Here is a 19,133-nt window from a genome sequence, read left to right on the forward strand (position 1 = left end):
CGTCGCCTCAGCCGCTCGTTTTCTGAGTCGGTACGTGGTGCCGGACGACCTTGTATTCCTGCCAGATGAGAACCATGACCACGAGGTCGAAAATGGTGAGGATGATGAGCCCGATACCGTGCGTGTCGGTGAAGCGATAAAGCTGGTAGACGATGAAAAGCCCCAGGGCGGCAAGCGAGGCTGGATAGGCCCACATCTTGCCCCGGAGCAGGCCGATGACCAGCAACACCTTCACCAGCCCATGGCTCAAGAGGTAATAGGCATAGAAATTCTTGGTACCGACCGAAAAATCTTGTGCCCATGTGAGCAGATGGGTCGCGATGAAATCATGCGGGTCGTTGAGCAGCTCGGGCTGGGTGATCCGGTTCGCCAGCCGAAGGATCGATTCGGTGCTGACGAGCGCGAGCACAAGGCCGCCGAGGCATTCGATCAGGGCATGCGCGCCTTTCAACAGGACGCTGATTTCGAAGAGCTGATGAATGCGTCGTTCGTTCATGGGCGATCACAACCTCTGGGGTCTATTCAGGTAGGCTTGATCGGCGGCGGCGACAAGGCATGCCGATCTCCGGCCGTCGGTCAGGCCAGGAAGATCGGCACGTCCATATCTCGATAGGGCGTCAGGCTCTGCTCCGGAAGATCGGAGGACACGATCACGCCGGAGACGCCTGTCAATGGAAGGATCTGGTATGGAGAGGCGGCGTCGAGCTTTTCGGCTGTCGCCAGCACATAGGTTTCGGCCGAACACTGCGCGATATGCCGCTTGATGGCCGCTTCCTCGAAATCGCCGGTCGAAAAGCCGCGGGCGGGATGAATGGCGGTGACGCCCAGAAAGAAGATGTCGGCCCTTATCGATGCGATGGCCGCCATGGCGGCAGCACCCGTCGCCACCATCGAATGCTTGTAGAGCTTGCCGCCGATCAGGATCACCTCCACCAGGGCATGATGCTCCAGCTCACCAGCAATCGTCGGGCTGTGGGTAACGATGGTGACGGGAAGGTCTTTCGGAAGTTGCCGGGCGATCTCGGCATTGGTCGTGCCGCCGTCCAGAAATACGGTCTGGCCCGGTTGGATCATCTTGGCTGCATAGGCACCAAGCCGGCGTTTCTCGTCGGAGGAGACTGCCTGCCGCGCGGTGAAATCGGGCAGCTCCGGTGACAGCGGCAATGCGCCGCCATGCACGCGCTTCAGCAGCTTCTCCGTTGCCATCTCCCGCAGATCCCGGCGGATCGTGTCTTCGGACAGATCGAGTTCGTCGGCCAGAACCTTGGCGATCACTTGGCCGTCCCGGCGCAATCTGTCGAGGATGAGGGCTTTGCGCTGGCTGGTCAGCATGTTGATCTCTGCACGATATATCACGAATAGTGATGAATTTATCAGAATCGATTCGACATTCAAGAAAATATGCGCATATTCGTGCAAATTCCTGAGGAAGCAGGTATTCAGAATGGAGGCATGACATGTTGATCCTGATTGCGGGGCCTTATCGCTCCGGCACCGGCGATGATCCGAAGAAGATGGCCGAAAACCTCAAGCGCCTTGAGGAGCCGTCCTATGCCCTGTTCAAGGCAGGTCATCTCCCCATGATCGGCGAATGGGTCGCCCTGCCGGTCTGGCATGCCGCCGGCGGCAAGAGCATCGGCGACGATCTCTATGAAGAGATCTTCCACCCGACAGCCGGCCGCCTGCTGCAGCTTTGCGAGGGTGTTCTCAGGTTGCCGGGTGATTCCAAGGGCGCCGATAATGATGTCCGCATTGCCCGCGAGCGCGGCATTCCCGTCTGGTACAGGCTGGAAGACGTGCCGGGCTGCGCCTGAGATCAACCGCCCATCCCCATTGAGCCAGCCAATGGGGATGGGGATATCGGCTTGATCGATCAAAACCTTTTGTGGCGCCATCAGCATCAGCCACTTCCGTATCGGCCGGGTTCGCTTTAGCTTCCTTGCAGAATTCAATTGAGGAACGGAACATGCTGACATTCTATTATGCGCCCGGAAGCTGCGCGCTCGCCAGTCTCATCGCCCTGGAAGAATCCGGCCTTGCCTACGAGCCCCGACGCCTCAACCTCGCCAACGGCGATCAGCGCCAGCCGGATTATCTGGCCATCAATCCGAAAGGTCGCGTTCCGGCCCTGGTGACTGAGCGTGGCGTCCTCACCGAGAATATCGCGATCATGGCCTATCTCGCCCAGATCGCGCCGGCCGCGAAGCTGGCACCGCTCGACGACCCCTTCGAATTCGCGCAGATGCAGTCCTTCAACAGTTACATCGTCTCCACCGTTCATGTGAACCATTCGCACAAGGGACGCGGCTACCGCTGGACCGACGATGCCGCCGCCATCGAGACAATGAAGGCCAAGGTGCCGCAGACCATGACCGAAAGCTTCGCCTTGATCGAGGATAAGATGCTGAAGGGTCCCTGGGTGATGGGCGAGCAATATACCGTCGCAGACGGCTATCTCTTCACCATGGAGAAGTGGCTGCCGGGAGACAATGTCGATATCAAGCAGTTCCCCAAGGTCAGCGCGCATTATCAGCGTATGCTCGAGCGCCCGGCCGTTCAGAAGGCGCTTGCCGTCGAACAGGGCTGATCGATCAGCCGAACATTGCCAGAAGTTTTTTCGGGGCGCGGTATCGCCACGCCTCGACTAAGCGCAGCTCCAGTTCCTCGTCGCCGATCGCGGCGATGCGCAGCGGTAGTGATGGCCAGCCGACATAGTGATCCGTCTGGAAATAGATCTCCGGCGCCATTTCCATCAGTTGTTCCTTGCGGTCGACCGGCAGCGACAGCACGATGGTCTCGTTGTTCTTGACGGTCACGAACGCCTTGCCGCCGACTTTGAAGGCCGGCAGTCCATAATGAAGGCCAGGCTCGACCTCGAGCAGCCTGGCTTGCGCCACCAGCCGCTGCAATCGTTCTGCTATGGCGTCCATGCCTAGGTTCGATGTCATGCGCGTTTGAGTGCCATGATTAACTCTCTTATGCGCATTCTTCCGGCTGAATGGTTCGCTTGTCCATAGGCCGCCCCAGGTTTTCCGGCATCAGCGGCAGATCGGCCAATTCTTCCAGCGACATGGCCGCAAGCATGGGATGCTGCAACGGATCGCTGTCCGATTTGCGATCCTCTTCGAGAAGATGACTGAAGAAAAGCTTCAAGATCGACATGGCATGCCTCCTTGGATGCTCGCATCGATGCAACTATGAGGGCATCAGCCGAGCGAGCGGCGACGGTCTTCAATTTCATGGTGCAATAATCGCGCGAATATGCGCTCGATGCAATTGAGAATGCGGGGATGCTGATATAGATATTCTATAATGAGAAACCTCAACAACGTTCATTTGAATGGCTTGCGCGCGCTGGAGGCGGTCGGGCGCCTCGGTTCGCTGCAGGCAGCGGCCGATGAACTCGGCGTGACGGTCGGTGCGGTCAGCCAGCAGGTCATCAAGGCCGAGGCGCAACTCGGTCGGCCGCTGTTCGAGCGGACGCCTAAGGGGATGACGGTGACGGCATCGGGACTGGCGGTGCTGGCAAGGCTGGGTGAGGGATTTCAGGCGCTTTCGGCGGCAATTGCGCTTGCGCAGCACAAGGATGAGAATATCCTCACCATTTCGGTGGCACCGGTTTTTGCGGCCCGCTGGCTAGTCTATCGGCTGGACCGCTTCGCCGGCCGCCATCCGGATATCCGCCTGCGCATCGATGCCACGACACGGCTGATCAATCCGGCGACGTCCGATGTCGATATCGGCATTCGGGTCGGCAATGGGCAATGGCCCGGCGTCAAGGCCGAGCTGCTGCTGGCCCAGGAGGTGTTCCCGGTCGTTACGCCGCAGATTGCCGCAACGCTTCGGGAGCCTGCCGATATACTGAAAGTCCCCGCCGTCATCGACGGACATGCGATGTTCGGCTGGGAGGTGTGGCTGCGCGAGGCCGGGCTCCCGGGCCATTGCATGGAAGAGCGTCACATCTTCAACGATGCGTCGCTCTGTCTGGATGCGGCTATAGCGGGACAAGGGGTGATGCTCGCCTGGCAGACGCTGGCGGCCTATGCCCTCCAGCAGAAATGCCTCGTCGATCCCTTCGGCATCCGCGCCAAAACCGGTTTCGGCCATTATTTCGTCACCGCCGAAGGCGTGCGGGAGCCGAAGAAGGTCACCGCCTTCAAGGCCTGGATCCGTGAGGAAATGGAAGAGAGCATGCGTCTCTTCCAATAATGTCAGACCGGCTCCTTGCCGCGGGTCGCCTGCATGGCCTTGTAGGCATCGCGCGCCTGGCAGCGCTCGATCCAGGCCTTCATCCTCGGGCGAGCGTCGAACAAGTCCTGCTCGGTTTGGGCATAGCGCAGCACTTCGGCCAGGTTGAGGTCGGCGGCGGTAAAGCGATTGCCGACGAGATAGTCCTGGTTTTGCAGGTGCTTTTCGAGCACGTCGAGCGGTTTCTTCAGCGAGCGGCAGGCGACTGCGATCCCGGCCTTGCCTGCATCGCTATTTTCCTGCGCATTGTCATAGATGCGCACGAGCGCGACGCTATAGGGTTCGACTTCCGTCGCCGCCCACATCGTCCACATAGACATCAGTCCTTCTTCCTCTACCGTCTTGCCGGCCAGCGGGCCGCCATATTTGCGCGCGAGATAGAGGTTGATGGCGAGCGACTCATGCATCGCGAGATCGCCATCCTTGATGCAGGGGATCATGCCCATCGGATTGACCGCCAGAAACTCCGGCGACATCGTGTTGATTGGCGCGTCGGCAGCGAGCGGATTGGCAAGCCGGCTGGCCTGGATGACAGGCACGGATTTGAACTCGATGCCGAGCTCCTCCGCCATCCAGTAATTGCGCGAGGCGCGCGAGCGATAGACACCGTAGATCGTCAGCATATGGGTCTCCCAGATTCGAGTCGGCGCGACCTTATTGGGCAGCTTGGGCGAGTAAAAGACCCTGCCGCTGATATCTGCGATGAAAGCTCATGATGGATGGCGGATGGCCAGCGCCGAGCAAGCACGAAAATATCCGCCAGCCCGTCTAAATCTTTGCAAATCATGCTGCCGAGGCCTAGCCTTCGTTCAGAAATTAGCGTCGCTGCATGTTACCGTTCGGTTGTCGCTTTCGTCGGACGCGGTAGGAGGCATCCGGTGAAAGGTACATGGGCAATCGGTAACTGCGATCTCGGGAGGAGAGCAGATGCTTGCGACCGGCGTTTCGCTAGACGACAAATATACCGCTGAGGATGGCCGCGTTTTCATGACCGGCCTGCAGGCGCTGGTGCGGCTGCCCATGACGCAGATGCGGCGTGATCGCGCCGCAGGACTCAATACGGCAACGTTCATTTCAGGCTATCGCGGCTCGCCCCTCGGCGGCTACGACCAGCAGCTTCTGAAGGCCCGGACTTACCTCGACGCGCATGACGTCACCTTCCAGCCCGGAATCAATGAAGACCTTGCAGCCACGGCGGTCTGGGGCTCGCAGCAGGTCGGCCTTTCTCCCGGCGCCCGCAAGGACGGCGTGCTCGGCATCTGGTACGGCAAAGGCCCCGGCGTTGACCGCTCCGGTGACGTGCTGAAGCATGGCAATGCTGCCGGTACCTCCAGGCATGGTGGGGTCCTCTGTTTTGCCGGCGACGATCATTCCGCCAAATCCTCGACCATTCCGCACCAGACCGACCATGAATTCATGTCGGCGGTCATGCCGGTCATCTATCCTTCTTCGATCCACGAATTCCTCGAATACGGCCTGCTCGGCATCGCCATGTCGCGTTATTCCGGCTGCTGGGTCGGCATGAAATTCATTGCCGATACGGTCGAGACGACGGCGGCCGTCGATCTATCGGGAGAAAAGCGGCAGTTCGTCTTGCCGACGGATTTCGAGCTGCCTCCCGGCGGCCTCAACTTGCGCTGGCCCGATCCGCCGCTGGTGCAGGACGATCGCCTGCAGAATTACAAGGCCTATGCGGCCATCGCTTTCGCCCGCGCCAATCGCGTCGACGAAATCACGCATGATGTTCCCAATGCCCGCTTCGGCATCATCTCCTCCGGCAAGGCCTATGAGGATGTGCTGCAGGCGCTGCGCGAGCTGGAGATCGGCCCGCGGGAAATGGCCGATATCGGCCTGCGTATCTTGAAGGTGCGCATGCCCTGGCCGTTGGAGCCGGAGGCCGTGCGCCATTTCTCGGAAGGGCTGGACGAAGTTCTTGTCGTCGAGGAGCGTCGCGAAATCATCGAAAACCAGATCAAGCAGCAGCTCTTCAACTGGCGCGCCGATGTGCGCCCGCGCATCGTCGGCAAGTTCGACGAGCATGACAAACCCTATCTCAGCCTGTCTTCGGCGCTGACCGTCGGCGCGGTTGCGAGAGCCATCGCCGGGCGCATCGTCAAGCTCGATCTCGATCAGGGCCTGCATGATCGCATTGCCGCCAAGCTTGCCTATCTTGCCGAGCGCGGCCAGATCAGCCGCAGCCATGTGGCGCCGCTGAACCGTACGCCTTTCTTCTGCTCGGGCTGTCCGCACAATACGTCCACCCGCGTTCCCGAAGGCAGCCGCGCCATCGCCGGCATCGGCTGCCATTACATGGCCACCTGGATGGACCGCAACACCGAGACCTTCACCCAGATGGGCGGTGAAGGCGTGCCGTGGACGGCGATTGCGCGTTACACCGACGAAAAGCATATGTTCGTCAATCTCGGTGACGGCACCTATTTCCACTCCGGCATTCTTGCCGTCCGCCAGTCCGTCGCCGCCAAGGTCAACGTCACCTACAAGCTGCTCTACAACGATGCCGTAGCGATGACCGGCGGGCAGCAGATCGACGGCCATCTGACGCCGCAACTGGTGACCAAGCAGTTGCATGACGAGGGTGTCCGGCCGATCTATCTGCTGTCGGACAATCCCGATGCCTATCGCGCTTCGGAGCTGGCGCCCGGCGTCAAGGTCCTGCATCGCGACCATATCGATCAGGTGATGCTGGCGCTGCGCGAGACGGCAGGTTGCTCGGCGATCGTCTACGTCCAGACCTGCGCCGCCGAGAAGCGCCGTCGCCGCAGCCGCGGCCTGATGGAAGATCCCGCCAAGCGCGTCTTCATCAACAAGGCTGTCTGCGAGGGGTGCGGTGATTGTTCGGTACAGTCGAACTGCATCTCCGTCGAGCCGCTGGAAACGGAATTCGGCCGCAAGCGCCAGATCAACCAGTCGAGCTGCAACAAGGATTTCTCCTGCGTCAAAGGCTTTTGTCCGTCCTTCGTCACGGTTCATGGCGGCAAGCGCCGCAAGCGGAAGGCACTGGGCCACGCCGACATCGACGTGCCGATGCCGGAAATTCCTGCCATCGCCGATCGTCCCTGGAACATCGCGATTGCCGGCGTCGGCGGCACGGGCATCCTGACCATCGGGGCCATCCTTGGCATGGCCGCGCATCTGGATGGCAAGGTGCCGATGATCCTTGACATGGCAGGCCTCGCCCAGAAGGGCGGCGCCGTCATGAGCCATCTGCGTATCGGTCTCAACCAGGCAGACGTCACGTCCTCGCGTATCGTCAATGGCGGCGCGGACTTGCTGTTGTCGGCGGACGAAGTGGTCGGGGCCTCCAAGGATGCGGTCACGCTCTGCTCAACGACGCGTACGACCGCCATCGTCAACACCGGGCTCATGCCGGTCGCCGATTTCGTTCGCAACCGCGATTTCGACTTCAGGACCGGTTCGATCCAGAATACGATTGCAAAGACCGTCAGCGATAAGTCCGTCTTCCTCGATTTCGGTCAGGTCGCGACCGAGGTCACCGGCGATGCGATCTCGACCAATATCCTGCTGACCGGCTTTGCCTGGCAGCGCGGTCTGCTGCCGTTATCGTTGGAGGCGATCGAAAAGGCGATCGAGCTCAACGGCGTCGCCGTCAAGGCGAGCCTCTCCGCGTTTCATTGGGGCCGGCTTCTCGCCCATGATCCGCAGGCCGTGCATGCCCTAATGGCGGCACCCGATGCGGGCAAGACGCTGGCTGACATGAGTCTCGATGATCTCATCAGGCATCGCAAGGCGCATCTGACCGCCTATCAGGATGCGGCCCTTGCCGAGCGCTATGGTGCTTTCGTCGCCCACGCCAATGCTCTGGCGACGAAAGAGCGGCTTTCGGACAAGCTGCCCTTTGCCGTCGCCGTCACTTATGCGCGGGTCCTGGCCTACAAGGATGAATATGAGGTTGCCCGGCTGCTCACCGATCCTGCTTTCGAAGCGCAATTGCGTGAGGAGATGGAGGGAGATTTCAAGCTGGCCCTCAATCTTGCTCCACCCATCCTCGGCGGCAAGGATCCGAACGGTCGGCCAAGGAAGCGCGAGTTCGGCGCCTGGATCCTGCCGCTGCTGCGGATGCTTGCACCAATGAAACGGCTGCGAGGCACCGCTTTCGATCCCTTCGGCTATATGGCGGAACGGCAAATGGAACGCCGCCTGATTGGCGAATACGAAGAGATCGCCGGGCGTGTGCTTTCCAGTCTGCGCCACGACAACGAGGCAGAAGCCCTTGCCATTCTCTCGCTGTTTGATGAGATAAGAGGCTTCGGCCCGGTCAAGGAGGAGGCTCGCCGGAAGATCATGGTGAGGATAGCGGACAGACTGAAAGCCTATGAGATGCCGCGGGAGGCGCAGCATGTACCCGCAGATGCGGCATGAGGCCGGCGGCTTGAAGCAGGCATAACGAGACATACGTTCAAAGAGATTGGACGTTCGGGAAGGTCGGGAGGAGAAGCCGCATGTTTTCTGGGGGATTGAACTTCGCGCTGGGCGAGGACATCGATGCGCTGCGCGAGCAGGTACGCCGCTTTGCCAGCAATCGCATTGCACCCTTTGCAGACGAGATCGATCGCAACAACAGCTTCCCGATGCATCTGTGGCGGGAGATGGGCGATCTCGGCGTACTCGGGATCACGGTTGACGAAGCCTATGGCGGCGCCGGCCTCGGCTATCTCGCCCACACGGTTGCCATGGAAGAGATCAGCCGTGCTTCGGCTTCCGTGGGTCTGAGCTACGGCGCTCATTCCAACCTCTGCGTCAACCAGATCTACCGCAACGGCACGGCGGCACAGAAGGAGCGCTACCTGCCGAAGTTGATATCCGGCGAGCATGTGGGGGCTCTCGCCATGTCGGAGCCGAGTGCAGGCTCCGATGTCGTCTCCATGAAGCTGCATGCCGAAAAGCGCGGCCACCGCTATGTGCTGAACGGCAGCAAGATGTGGATCACCAATGGCCCGGATGCCGATGTCCTCGTCGTCTACGCCAAAACCTCTCCGGATGCCGGTCCGCGCGGGATTACCGCCTTCCTCGTCGAAAAAGGCTTTCCCGGCTTCTCCGTCGGTCAGAAGCTCGACAAGCTCGGTATGCGCGGCTCGAACACCTCGGAGCTGATCTTCCTCGATTGCGAGGTTCCGGAGGAGAATGTTCTCGGTCACATCGATGGCGGCGTGCGCGTGCTGATGTCGGGTCTCGATTACGAGCGCGTCGTCCTTTCCGGCGGCCCCGTCGGCATCATGGCGGCCTGCATGGATGTGGTGCTGCCTTACATGCATGAGCGCAAGCAGTTCGGCCAGTCGATCGGCGAGTTCCAGCTGATGCAGGGCAAGCTGGCCGATATGTATGTCACCATGAATGCCTGCCGCGCCTATGTCTATGCCGTGGCCGCCGCCTGCGATCGCGGCGAGACGACGCGCAAGGATGCCGCCGGCTGCATTCTCTACTCCGCAGAAAAGGCGACGGCGCTGGCGCTCGAATGCATCCAGGCGCTCGGCGGTAACGGCTATACCAATGATTATCCCGCTGGACGGCTGCTGCGCGACGCCAAGCTCTATGAGATCGGTGCCGGCACATCCGAAATCCGGCGCATGCTGATCGGCCGCGAGTTGTTTGGCGAAACGGCCTGACTGCGAAATTCCATTCCCATCAACCGGTGAAGCGCATGACCGTCCTGAAATCAGAGATATCGACGCACACGGATCGCTTCCGCGACAATCGCGCCGCCATGCTGGAGGCGATCGGCGTCGCTGAGGCTGCGGCGTCGCAGGCGGCGGAAGGCGGCGGCGCGCAGGCGCGTGAGCGCCATGTCGGCCGCGGCAAGATGCTGCCGCGCGATCGTGTCGCCGGGCTGATCGATCCCGCCACGCCGTTTCTGGAGATCGGGACGACGGCAGCCCACGGTCTCTATGGCGGCGAGGCACCGGGCGCCGGGTTGATCGCCGGCATCGGCCGCGTTTCCGGCCGCGATTGCATGATCGTCTGCAATGATGCCACCGTCAAAGGTGGCACTTATTATCCGATCACGGTGAAGAAGCATCTGCGCGCGCAGGAGATTGCGGCGGAAAACAATCTCCCCTGCATCTATCTCGTCGATTCCGGTGGTGCCAACTTGCCGAACCAGGACGAGGTATTTCCCGACCGCGATCATTTCGGGCGCATCTTCTACAATCAAGCCAATATGTCGGCGGCCGGCATTCCGCAGATCGCCGTCGTCATGGGTTCCTGCACGGCGGGCGGCGCCTATGTGCCGGCCATGTCGGACGAAACCATCATCGTCGAGAAACAGGGAACGATCTTTCTCGCCGGTCCGCCGCTCGTCAAGGCGGCGACGGGGGAGGTTGTCTCTGCCGAAGATCTAGGCGGCGGCGATGTCCATACGCGCCTTTCCGGTGTTGCCGATCATCTGGCGCGCGACGATGCCCATGCGCTCGCACTCGCCCGGCAAGCGGTCGCCAATCTCAATCGCCGCAAGCCCGAGAGTGTCGAGCGTCGCACGCCCGAGGCGCCGCTCTACGATCCCGAGGATATTCTCGGCATCGTCCCCTCGGATCTGCGCACGCCCTATGACGTGCGCGAGGTCATCGCCCGCATGGTAGACGGCTCCCGGCTGGATGAGTTCAAGGCGCGCTACGGCACGACGCTGGTCTGCGGCTTTGCCCACATCCACGGCATCCCAGTCGGCATCATCGCCAACAACGGCGTTCTCTTCTCGGAGTCGGCGCTGAAGGGCGCGCATTTCGTCGAGCTTTGTTCGCAACGCAAGATCCCGCTCGTTTTCCTGCAGAATATCACCGGCTTCATGGTCGGCCGCAAATACGAGACGGAGGGCATCGCCAAGAATGGCGCCAAGCTGGTGACGGCTGTGGCGACGACCAAAGTCCCGAAGATCACCATGCTGATCGGCGGCTCCTTTGGTGCCGGCAATTATGGCATGGCCGGCCGGGCCTATTCGCCGCGTTTTCTCTGGACCTGGCCCAACAGCCGCATATCCGTCATGGGCGGAGAGCAGGCGGCAGGCGTGCTCGCCACCGTACGCGGCGAGGCGCTGGCGCGTGCCGGCAAGCCTTGGACGCCGGAAGAAGAGGCCGCCTTCAAGGCGCCGACGCTCAAGATGTTCGAAACCCAGAGCCACCCACTCTACGCCTCGGCCCGCCTATGGGACGATGGCATCATCGATCCGCGCAAGAGCCGCGACGTGCTGGCTCTGTCGCTTTCAGCAGCACTCAACGCACCGATCGAAGACACACGCTTCGGTCTGTTCAGGATGTGAGGAGACGGAGATGAAACGCGATGCCATCAATGCCAAGAATGCGCCGCAGCCCCGCGGTGGTTATGCTCAAGCCGTAAAGCTCGAGAATTTCGAACGATTGCTTTTTATCAGCGGACAGATACCGACCGACGTCGACGATGCCTTGCCGGAGGGTTTTAAGGCGCAGGCTCGCCAGGTCTGGCACAACATCGATGCGCAGCTGAAGGCGGCCGGCATGACGAAGGACGATATCGTCAAGGTCACCACCTTTCTCGCCGATCGACATCATACGATCGAGAACCGCGAGATCCGCAGCGAATATCTGGGCTCGCTTACGCCGGCCATGACTGTCGTGATCGCCGGTATTTTCGATACGGCCTGGCTGCTCGAAGTCGAAGTCATTGCCGCGCAATAGGGTCTGCCGATGTTTTCGAAGATACTGATCGCCAATCGCGGCGAAATCGCCTGCCGCATCATCCGCACGGCGAGGAGCCTGGGCATCCGCACAGTCGCCGTCTATTCCGACGCCGATCGGGATGCGCTGCATGTGGTGCTGGCCGATGAAGCCGTTCACATCGGCCCGGCGGCGGCGAGCGAGAGTTATCTTTCGAAGGAAAAGATCATTGCTGCGGCTCAGCGTACCCAAGCTGAGGCCATTCATCCGGGGTACGGCTTTCTCTCGGAAAATGCAGATTTTGCCGAAGCCGTCGAAGCTGCCGGTCTGATCTTTATCGGCCCGTCGCCAGCCTCCATCCGGGCCATGGGCCTCAAGGATGCGGCCAAGGCGCTGATGGAGCGGGCCGGCGTGCCCGTTGTTCCCGGCTATCATGGCGATAGGCAAGAGCCCGGCTTTCTTGCCGAGCAGGCCGACGGCATCGGCTTTCCCGTTCTTATCAAGGCGAGGGCCGGCGGCGGCGGCAAGGGCATGCGCCGCGTCGACCGTCCGGAGGATTTCGAGGCTTCGCTGGAGGCGGCGAAGCGCGAGGCGAAATCCGCTTTCGGCGACGATGCCGTGCTCATCGAAAAATATCTCGTCAAGCCGCGCCATATCGAGATTCAGGTGTTCGGTGACAGCCAGGGCAATGCCGTGCACCTCTTCGAGCGCGATTGCTCCCTGCAGCGCCGGCACCAGAAGGTGATCGAGGAGGCACCGGCGCCCGGCATGACGGAGGAGATGCGCAGCGCCATGGGCGAAGCGGCGGTTCGCGCCGCCCGCGCCATCGATTATCGCGGCGCCGGCACCGTTGAGTTCATCGCCGATGTCTCCGACGGCCTGTCGCCGGATCGCTTCTTCTTCATGGAGATGAACACCCGCCTGCAGGTCGAGCATCCCGTCACAGAGGCAATCGCCGGCGTCGATCTTGTCGAATGGCAATTGCGCGTTGCGAGCGGCGAGCCGCTGCCGAAAACGCAAGCTGAGCTCACCATAAACGGCTGGGCCTTCGAAGCCCGCATCTATGCCGAAGACCCATCGCGCGGCTTCCTGCCGGCAACCGGCACGCTTTCCCACCTGCGCTTTCCCGAAGGCGATGTCCGCATCGATGCCGGCGTGCGCGAGGGCGACAGCATCACCCCGCATTACGACCCGCTGATCGCCAAGCTGACCGTGCATGCGCCCGATCGGGCGGCGGCGCTTGCCAAGCTCACGCACGGTCTCGAGCAGACACAGGTTGCCGGAACCACCACCAACCTCGATTTCCTTATCCGGTTGAGCCGCCAGCCGGATTTCGCCGCCGGCCATCCGGATACGGGATTGATCGACCGTGACGTGGAGGCGCTGACCTCGGCGCAACCGCCAGACGATGCTGCCCTCGCCATTGCTGCCATTGTGGAGGCAGGTGGGTTCGCAGAAGCCACTGGAAATGATCCTTGGCTGTCGCTCGGTCCTTGGCAGCTCTGGGGCGAGGCAAGCCGTCCCGTCACGCTGCATTTTGCCGGCGGTCATCAGAATTGCCGCGTGGCTGCAAAGGGTCGGTCGCTGTTCAGCGTCACCTTTGACGATCGCATCCGTCTCATTCGCTTGCTCGCAGGTGAAGGCTTTTCCCGCCACGTCGAGATCGACGGCCGGCAGTCCCATGTCGATATCTTCGAGACATCGTCAGGCGTGACTTTATTCCTCGATGGACAGACGCATCATTTCCATCGACTCGATCTGCTCGACGGTGGAGAAGAAGCGGCCGGCGGCGGCGATCGCGTCATCGCGCCGATGCCGGGCCTCGTCAAGATCGTACGTGTGCGCGAGGGCGACGCGGTGGCGAGGGGCCAGGCGCTGATCGTCATGGAGGCCATGAAGATGGAGCTGACGCTGACGGCGGCACGCGACGGCATCGTCGAAGATCTGTATGTCGGCGAGGGGGATCAGACCAGCGAAAGCGCCGTGCTTCTGTCACTTCGCCCGGAGGATGCGGCATGAGCGACAAGCCTTCCAACCACGTCACCATCGTCGAGATGGCACCGCGTGACGGGCTGCAGAACGAGAAGCGGCAGGTTGATACCGAACACAAGATCGAGCTGGTCAATCTGCTTTCGGATTGCGGTTTCGAGCGAATTGAAGTCACCAGCTTCGTCAGCCCGAAATGGGTGCCGCAGCTTGGGGATGCCGCTTCGGTCATGGCCGGCATAGAGCGGCGTCCAGGCGTTCGTTACACAGCGCTGGCGCCCAACATGCAGGGCTTCGAGGCGGCCCTTGCGGCTGGCGTCGATGAAGTGGCGATCTTCGCGTCCGCCTCGGAAACCTTCTCCATGCGCAACATCAACTGCTCGATCGCCGAGAGCATCGAGCGCTTTCGGCCGGTAGCGGCCGCCAGTCGGGATCGCGGCGTTCCGTTGCGCGGCTATGTCAGCTGCGTCGTCGAGTGCCCTTATGAGGGCGCGGTGCCGCCGCAAAATGTTGTCAGCGTCGCGTGGCAGTTGCGTGCGCTTGGTTGCTATGAGATCAGCCTTGGCGACACGATCGGCAAAGGCACGCCCGAGGCCGTCGACCGGATGCTTGGCGCAGTGCTCGGAGAACTCCCCGCGGCAGTCCTTGCCGGCCATTTTCATGACACGTCCGGCCGTGCGCTCGACAATATCGGCGTCGCGTTGGAGCGCGGCCTGCGGGTATTCGATGCGTCAGCCGGCGGCCTTGGCGGTTGTCCCTTCGCTCCCGGCGCCAAGGGCAATGTCGATACCGTTTCTGTTCAAGATTATCTATCGGCGCGGGGCTTCGAGACCGGTCTCGACGAGGACAAGCTTGCCCGCGCCGCCGCCTTTGCCCGCAGCCTCAGGAGTGCCTCATGATATCGCAGACGATCCGCATCGCCACCGACGAGCGCGGTGTTGCCCATGTGACGCTGGCGCGCCCGGAAAAGCACAATGCCCTTTCGGCGGAGATGATCGATGACTTGACAGCGGCAACGGACGACCTTGCTCACGACAGCGCAGTCCGGGTCGTCGTGCTGACCGGCGAGGGCGCCAGTTTCTGTGCCGGCGGCGATCTCGGTTGGATGCGTGCCCAGTTCGATGCTACGCGGGATGGGCGTATGGCCGAGGCGCGGCGACTTGCCATGCTGTTCAAGGCGTTGAACGAATTGCCGAAGCCGCTGATCGCCCGCGTCCAGGGCAATGCTTTCGGCGGCGGTATCGGCATCCTCAGCGTCTGCGACATGGTGATATCGGCATCGACGGCCCGTTTCGGCCTGACGGAGGTGCGCCTCGGCATCATTCCGGCCACGATCAGTCCCTATGTCGTCGCGCGCATCGGCGAAGCGAATGCGCGCCCGTTGTTTCTCTCCGGCAAAATCATCGATGCCTGGCAGGCGCATGCCACGGGGCTCCTGTCACGGGTCGTGGCGGAGGAGGCACTGGATGAGGCCGTAGAAGCCGAAGTCCGCCATTTCCTGGGAGCGTCACCGCAGGCAGCGGCCCGCGCTAAGGCCCTGGCGCGTTCCGTCGGCAGGCCGATTACCGATGGCATGATCGATCACGTCGTCGAACAATTGGCAGATGCCTGGGAGACCGACGAGGCGAAGGAAGGCATCACCGCCTTCTTCGAAAAGCGGCAGCCGAACTGGCGATCGGCCTAAACGAGCCTGTTGTCTTCGATGGTCAGCTGCGGAAACTGCGTGCTTCCCCTGACCAACTCGCCCGATGCCGGCTTGTCCCAGCGGAAGCCCATGATCGCGGCTTGCTGCATTTCCTGGAAGAGATTGCCTGCAATAACCGCTGAGCCGGCGCCATCGGCGACGGAGACGACGCAGCCGATGCCGGCATGTCTCACGATATTGCCGGTCGCAACGACATTACGGAGATATTGCCCCCAGCCGAGCCGCAGGCCCCAGAGCGGCGCATTCTCGATAACATTGTCGGCAACAAGCGTATCGGCTTCCGCCGAGATGCCGATGCCGAAACCGCCGTCCTGCGCATAGGGTGCGGTAAGCGACAGGCTGCGGATGACGTTGCCCGTCACCGAAGCGAGCCTTCCGCCCTTGTCGAAATTGGTAACTGAAATGCCGTTGGCGGCGCCATCGACCAGATTGTTGCTGATCGTGGCGCCGACAAACTCGAATTCGCAGTAGATGGCGGTTTCGCCGGAGCGCAGGCACTGATTGTTCGAGATCTGCACATTCGATGCCGAGTTGGCGCGGATCGCCGTAAAGGCGCAATCGGCGATCTGATTGCCGGAAACCGTGACGCCATCCGCGCGGAAGATATTGATGCCGTTTCCGTTCTGGCCGGTGCCCCCGCCATTGGCGCGAATGCGGGCGATACGGTTGTTGGTGACGCTGCTGCCATCCTCGGCCTTGTCCCAGCGATGGATCAGAATACCGCCATTGCCGCAATCCTCGACGCGATTGCCTGTCACCGCCAAGCCGGTGGATTGCACGGAATAGATCCCCGTCTCGGCCGCTCCGGAGATGTGGCTGCGCTCGATCCGACCGCCACAGCGCTCCAGCTGCAGTCCGTGCTTGCGGCTGCCGATTATTTCGCAATTGTCGATCAGCACTTCGTCGACGCCGGTAAATTGCAGAAGGCCACCCGCATAATCGGCAAGCCAGCGATTGCCGCCATCGAGCACGAGGCCGGAAAGCTCGATACGCCTGGTTTTATCTGCATTCATCAGATGGCCGTCGCCGCTATAGATGAGCCGTGAGGCGCCAGGAACGCCTGTGATGCGCGTATTATTGGGGAGTGTCAGGTTTGAGATGTTGTAGGTGCCCGGTGGTAGGAAAAGCGGCATCTTGCTTCGCGCCGCATTGTCGATCATCGCCTGCAGCTTGCCGCTCTTGAAATCGCTGGCGCCCGGTGTCGTCTTCAGCGCAATGGCGTCGATCGGACCGCGCAGCTCGGCACCGGCCATCTTGGCAAGTGGTGCCGCGAAACCGCGCCGTGCAAGCACGCCAGCCGCTGCCGAGGCGGCGAGGGAAGCGATAAGGGCGCGGCGTTGGATCATTATGAACTCCTGGAACGTCACTTACGAAGCAGAAATCGTGCCAGGCCCATCTGTGCCGTTTTGATACAGAAGCTGTTCTTCAAACGCTTTCGATCGGCCAAGAGCCTCAATCTCTTTCTATTTCATTTACCAGTCCGGTAGAGGCGATGACCCGCACCTGATCCATTTGTGTTAGGGCCGACTCGCCGCGCATGTTACCGCTGCCGCATGCGGATCGCGGCCTTTCAACGTCTGGCACTTTTCGATGCCGTCGAGCAGGCGGCCCAGGCTTTGGCGCGCGATCTCGCCTGGGCGGAAAGGCAGGGCATCGATCTCGCCCTCTTTCCAGAATGCTATCTGCAGGGACACAGCTACAACGAAGCCATCGCCAGACGCCGCGCGCTTTCCCTCGACGATCCCGGTTTGGACGCGCTTGTCGCTCGCTTCGCCTCGAGCAGGACGACAGCGATTATTGGCCTCTTCGAGAAGAGAGGCGATGCGCTCTACAACAGCGCCATGGTCGTCAAGTCCGGCCGGATAGCCGGCGTCTATGCCAAGGCTCACCCGCTCGAAAGCGGCTGCACGCCGGGAAAGGATTTTCCGATCTGGCGGGAGGGCCATTGGCGCTTTGGCATCAATATCTGCGCCGATCTCCGATATCCCTATACCGCAGCTCGTTTGGCCCGGAAGGGAGCGGGCCTCATCTGCAATCCCGTCAACCTGATGCTCCGGCCCCACAAGGCGGAGAAATGGCATAGGCCGGGCATTTCGGGCCTGCAGATATGCGCCAGGCATACGGGCTGCTGGGTCATGGCGTCCGATGTGGTCGGCAGCAACGAGGATGGCTGGGTGAGCTACGGCACCAGCGCAATCGTCGATCCGAACGGCGCCGTCGTGGCAAAGGCCAAGCCGCATAGCGAGGATGTCCTCGTCTTCGATCTGCCGGATCGGCAACCCGAGCGCGGATTCGCGCGAAAAGCAGCTGATATCGCTACCTAATTGTGCAAATCGCGCTATCCTCACAAGTCATGAGACCCGATCAACTGCTTTATCCGGCGCCTGCGGGCTTGTTCTGCCCGATAGGCGGCTTCTATATCGATCCCGTGCAGCCGGTCGAGCGAGCGCTCGTCACGCATGGTCATTCGGACCACGCTCGTTCCGGCCATGCCAATGTGCTCGCTACGCGCCAGACCCTCGATATCATGCGCATCCGCTATGGTGATGGCTTTGCAGGATCGGAGCAGGCGGTTGCCTTCGGCGAGGAAGTGACGATCAATGGCGTCAAGGTGCAGTTCCATCCTGCCGGCCACGTCCTGGGTTCGGCTCAGATCGCAGTGGAGAAGGATGGACTGCGCATCGTGGTCTCAGGCGATTACAAGCGCCGGCCGGACCCGACCTGTGAAGCCTATGTGCCGGTTCCCTGCGACGTCTTCATCACCGAGGCGACCTTCGGCCTGCCGGTCTTCCATCATCCCGATCCCATGGCTGAGACGCGCAAGCTCCTGGCTTCGCTTCGGCAGTTTCCGGAACGAACGCATCTGATCGGCGCCTATGCGCTCGGCAAGGCGCAGCGCGTCGTCCGCCTGCTGCGCGATGCCGGCTATGACAAACCGATCTATATCCATGGCGCGCTCGAAACCCTGTCCGACTACTATGTCAGCCAGGGCATCGCGCTTGGCGAACTCAAGCCAGCCACCATCGAAAGCCGCGATCAGTCGATCTTTCAGGGCGCCGTCGTCGTCGGTCCGCCCTCCGCGTTTCAGGATCGCTGGGCGCGGCGCTTTCACGATCCGCTGCCGGCTTTCGCCTCCGGCTGGATGATGGTGCGCCAGCGTGCCAAGCAACTCGGGGTCGAGTTGCCGCTGGTCATATCGGATCATTGCGACTGGCCCGAACTGACCGAGACAATCTCCGATCTGAAGCCGAGCGAGGTTTGGGTCACCCACGGCCGCGAAGAGGCATTGGTGCGCTGGTGCGAGCTGCAGGGCATCGCCGCCAAGCCGCTGCATCTCATCGGCTATGAAGACGAGGGAGACTAGATGATGAAGGTCGTCCTGTGTCTCACCTTCTCCCCAGCGGGGAGAAGGTGGCCCGAAGGGTCGGATGAGGGGGGCAACTGCCTCGGATCGATTGACTTTTCCGCTCGTGGTATCCCCCTCATCCGCCTCTCGGCACCTTCTCCCCCGAGGGGAGAAGGAGGTGCGCGGC

At 61.6% G+C, this 19,133-nt stretch carries 18 protein-coding genes; 12 read left to right on the plus strand and 6 right to left on the minus strand.

The window, feature by feature from the left end:
- Positions 1-7 precede the first annotated feature (7 nt).
- Positions 8-496 carry a DUF2127 domain-containing protein gene (locus FBZ97_RS13070; protein ID WP_145320805.1) on the minus strand — a complete coding sequence of 163 codons (489 nt, stop codon included), beginning with the start codon at positions 494-496 and terminating at the stop codon, positions 8-10.
- A gap of 80 nt (positions 497-576) precedes the next feature.
- Positions 577-1,332 carry a DeoR/GlpR family DNA-binding transcription regulator gene (locus FBZ97_RS13075; RefSeq protein ID WP_145320803.1) on the minus strand — a complete coding sequence of 252 codons (756 nt, stop codon included), beginning with the start codon at positions 1,330-1,332 and terminating at the stop codon, positions 577-579.
- A 125-nt stretch (positions 1,333-1,457) separates the two neighbouring features.
- On the opposite strand from FBZ97_RS13075, the gene FBZ97_RS13080 reads away from it, so the two are divergent.
- The gene (locus tag FBZ97_RS13080) at positions 1,458-1,814 is read left to right on the plus strand and encodes an ADP-ribose pyrophosphatase (RefSeq protein ID WP_015339137.1); all 357 of its coding nucleotides are present in this window, start codon (positions 1,458-1,460) and stop codon (positions 1,812-1,814) included.
- Positions 1,815-1,966: 152 nt separating this feature from the next.
- A complete protein-coding gene (locus FBZ97_RS13085) occupies positions 1,967-2,587 on the plus strand; it encodes a glutathione S-transferase N-terminal domain-containing protein (protein ID WP_145320801.1) in 621 nt (206 codons plus the stop codon).
- A gap of 4 nt (positions 2,588-2,591) precedes the next feature.
- Here the strand turns inward: FBZ97_RS13085 and FBZ97_RS13090 are convergent, their stop codons facing one another.
- Both FBZ97_RS13090 and FBZ97_RS13095 read right to left on the minus strand, forming a co-directional pair.
- Positions 2,592-2,948, minus strand: coding sequence for an MmcQ/YjbR family DNA-binding protein (locus FBZ97_RS13090; protein WP_112724047.1), 357 nt, complete (start codon positions 2,946-2,948; stop codon positions 2,592-2,594).
- A gap of 28 nt (positions 2,949-2,976) precedes the next feature.
- Positions 2,977-3,162: a hypothetical protein gene (locus FBZ97_RS13095; protein WP_145320799.1), complete on the minus strand. Its 186-nt coding sequence runs from the start codon at positions 3,160-3,162 to the stop codon at positions 2,977-2,979.
- A 150-nt stretch (positions 3,163-3,312) separates the two neighbouring features.
- Here FBZ97_RS13095 and FBZ97_RS13100 point away from each other — a divergent pair, with 150 nt between their 5' ends.
- Positions 3,313-4,209, plus strand: coding sequence for a LysR substrate-binding domain-containing protein (locus FBZ97_RS13100; RefSeq protein ID WP_145320797.1), 897 nt, complete (start codon positions 3,313-3,315; stop codon positions 4,207-4,209).
- 2 nt (positions 4,210-4,211) lie between these two features.
- On the opposite strand, the gene FBZ97_RS13105 is transcribed toward FBZ97_RS13100, so the two are convergent.
- The gene (locus FBZ97_RS13105) at positions 4,212-4,871 is read right to left on the minus strand and encodes a glutathione S-transferase family protein (RefSeq protein WP_145320795.1); all 660 of its coding nucleotides are present in this window, start codon (positions 4,869-4,871) and stop codon (positions 4,212-4,214) included.
- A gap of 304 nt (positions 4,872-5,175) precedes the next feature.
- On the opposite strand from FBZ97_RS13105, the gene FBZ97_RS13110 reads away from it, so the two are divergent.
- From FBZ97_RS13110 to FBZ97_RS13140, 7 genes are all read left to right on the plus strand, one after another.
- Entirely contained in the window at positions 5,176-8,649 is a 3,474-nt protein-coding gene (locus FBZ97_RS13110; protein ID WP_145320793.1) for an indolepyruvate ferredoxin oxidoreductase family protein, read from the plus strand.
- A gap of 80 nt (positions 8,650-8,729) precedes the next feature.
- On the plus strand, positions 8,730-9,893 hold the full coding sequence (locus FBZ97_RS13115; protein WP_069613842.1) for an isovaleryl-CoA dehydrogenase: 1,164 nt from the start codon (positions 8,730-8,732) through the stop codon (positions 9,891-9,893).
- 35 nt (positions 9,894-9,928) lie between these two features.
- Entirely contained in the window at positions 9,929-11,536 is a 1,608-nt protein-coding gene (locus tag FBZ97_RS13120; RefSeq protein ID WP_145320791.1) for a carboxyl transferase domain-containing protein, read from the plus strand.
- 10 nt (positions 11,537-11,546) lie between these two features.
- Positions 11,547-11,930: a RidA family protein gene (locus tag FBZ97_RS13125; RefSeq protein WP_113331893.1), complete on the plus strand. Its 384-nt coding sequence runs from the start codon at positions 11,547-11,549 to the stop codon at positions 11,928-11,930.
- Between the two features lie 9 nt (positions 11,931-11,939).
- Complete coding sequence (locus FBZ97_RS13130) at positions 11,940-13,928, plus strand: acetyl/propionyl/methylcrotonyl-CoA carboxylase subunit alpha (protein ID WP_145320789.1); 1,989 nt, start codon at positions 11,940-11,942, stop codon at positions 13,926-13,928.
- Complete coding sequence (locus tag FBZ97_RS13135) at positions 13,925-14,794, plus strand: hydroxymethylglutaryl-CoA lyase (RefSeq protein ID WP_145320787.1); 870 nt, start codon at positions 13,925-13,927, stop codon at positions 14,792-14,794. The genes FBZ97_RS13130 and FBZ97_RS13135 overlap by 4 nt, the downstream gene beginning before the upstream one ends.
- Positions 14,791-15,579, plus strand: a complete 789-nt coding sequence (locus tag FBZ97_RS13140) for a crotonase/enoyl-CoA hydratase family protein (RefSeq protein ID WP_145320785.1) — start codon at positions 14,791-14,793, stop codon at positions 15,577-15,579. The genes FBZ97_RS13135 and FBZ97_RS13140 overlap by 4 nt, the downstream gene beginning before the upstream one ends.
- On the opposite strand, the gene FBZ97_RS13145 is transcribed toward FBZ97_RS13140, so the two are convergent.
- Complete coding sequence (locus FBZ97_RS13145; RefSeq protein WP_145320783.1) at positions 15,576-16,946, minus strand: TIGR03808 family TAT-translocated repetitive protein; 1,371 nt, start codon at positions 16,944-16,946, stop codon at positions 15,576-15,578. The two genes, FBZ97_RS13140 and FBZ97_RS13145, sit on opposite strands and share 4 nt — an antisense overlap.
- Positions 16,947-17,153: 207 nt before the next feature.
- Here FBZ97_RS13145 and FBZ97_RS13150 point away from each other — a divergent pair, with 207 nt between their 5' ends.
- Together FBZ97_RS13150 and FBZ97_RS13155 are read left to right on the plus strand one after the other, a co-directional pair.
- Complete coding sequence (locus FBZ97_RS13150; protein ID WP_145320781.1) at positions 17,154-17,924, plus strand: carbon-nitrogen hydrolase family protein; 771 nt, start codon at positions 17,154-17,156, stop codon at positions 17,922-17,924.
- A gap of 29 nt (positions 17,925-17,953) precedes the next feature.
- Positions 17,954-18,964 carry a ligase-associated DNA damage response exonuclease gene (locus FBZ97_RS13155; RefSeq protein WP_145320779.1) on the plus strand — a complete coding sequence of 337 codons (1,011 nt, stop codon included), beginning with the start codon at positions 17,954-17,956 and terminating at the stop codon, positions 18,962-18,964.
- Positions 18,965-19,133: the final 169 nt, after the last annotated feature.

This window comes from Rhizobium sp. ERR 942 (assembly GCF_007828395.1).
GTDB classification, from domain to species: domain Bacteria; phylum Pseudomonadota; class Alphaproteobacteria; order Rhizobiales; family Rhizobiaceae; genus Rhizobium; species Rhizobium dioscoreae.

What these genes read in the sequence shown, in the direction of transcription:
- FBZ97_RS13070 (WP_145320805.1), bottom strand. Translation starts at nt 496, where the DNA reads ATGAACGAACGACGCATTCATCAGCTCTTCGAAATCAGCGTCCTGTTG.
- FBZ97_RS13075 (WP_145320803.1), bottom strand. Translation starts at nt 1,332, where the DNA reads ATGCTGACCAGCCAGCGCAAAGCCCTCATCCTCGACAGATTGCGCCGG.
- FBZ97_RS13080 (WP_015339137.1), top strand. Translation starts at nt 1,458, where the DNA reads ATGTTGATCCTGATTGCGGGGCCTTATCGCTCCGGCACCGGCGATGAT.
- FBZ97_RS13085 (WP_145320801.1), top strand. Translation starts at nt 1,967, where the DNA reads ATGCTGACATTCTATTATGCGCCCGGAAGCTGCGCGCTCGCCAGTCTC.
- FBZ97_RS13090 (WP_112724047.1), bottom strand. Translation starts at nt 2,948, where the DNA reads ATGACATCGAACCTAGGCATGGACGCCATAGCAGAACGATTGCAGCGG.
- FBZ97_RS13095 (WP_145320799.1), bottom strand. Translation starts at nt 3,162, where the DNA reads ATGTCGATCTTGAAGCTTTTCTTCAGTCATCTTCTCGAAGAGGATCGC.
- FBZ97_RS13100 (WP_145320797.1), top strand. Translation starts at nt 3,313, where the DNA reads ATGAGAAACCTCAACAACGTTCATTTGAATGGCTTGCGCGCGCTGGAG.
- FBZ97_RS13105 (WP_145320795.1), bottom strand. Translation starts at nt 4,871, where the DNA reads ATGCTGACGATCTACGGTGTCTATCGCTCGCGCGCCTCGCGCAATTAC.
- FBZ97_RS13110 (WP_145320793.1), top strand. Translation starts at nt 5,176, where the DNA reads ATGCTTGCGACCGGCGTTTCGCTAGACGACAAATATACCGCTGAGGAT.
- FBZ97_RS13115 (WP_069613842.1), top strand. Translation starts at nt 8,730, where the DNA reads ATGTTTTCTGGGGGATTGAACTTCGCGCTGGGCGAGGACATCGATGCG.
- FBZ97_RS13120 (WP_145320791.1), top strand. Translation starts at nt 9,929, where the DNA reads ATGACCGTCCTGAAATCAGAGATATCGACGCACACGGATCGCTTCCGC.
- FBZ97_RS13125 (WP_113331893.1), top strand. Translation starts at nt 11,547, where the DNA reads ATGAAACGCGATGCCATCAATGCCAAGAATGCGCCGCAGCCCCGCGGT.
- FBZ97_RS13130 (WP_145320789.1), top strand. Translation starts at nt 11,940, where the DNA reads ATGTTTTCGAAGATACTGATCGCCAATCGCGGCGAAATCGCCTGCCGC.
- FBZ97_RS13135 (WP_145320787.1), top strand. Translation starts at nt 13,925, where the DNA reads ATGAGCGACAAGCCTTCCAACCACGTCACCATCGTCGAGATGGCACCG.
- FBZ97_RS13140 (WP_145320785.1), top strand. Translation starts at nt 14,791, where the DNA reads ATGATATCGCAGACGATCCGCATCGCCACCGACGAGCGCGGTGTTGCC.
- FBZ97_RS13145 (WP_145320783.1), bottom strand. Translation starts at nt 16,946, where the DNA reads ATGATCCAACGCCGCGCCCTTATCGCTTCCCTCGCCGCCTCGGCAGCG.
- FBZ97_RS13150 (WP_145320781.1), top strand. Translation starts at nt 17,154, where the DNA reads ATGCGGATCGCGGCCTTTCAACGTCTGGCACTTTTCGATGCCGTCGAG.
- FBZ97_RS13155 (WP_145320779.1), top strand. Translation starts at nt 17,954, where the DNA reads ATGAGACCCGATCAACTGCTTTATCCGGCGCCTGCGGGCTTGTTCTGC.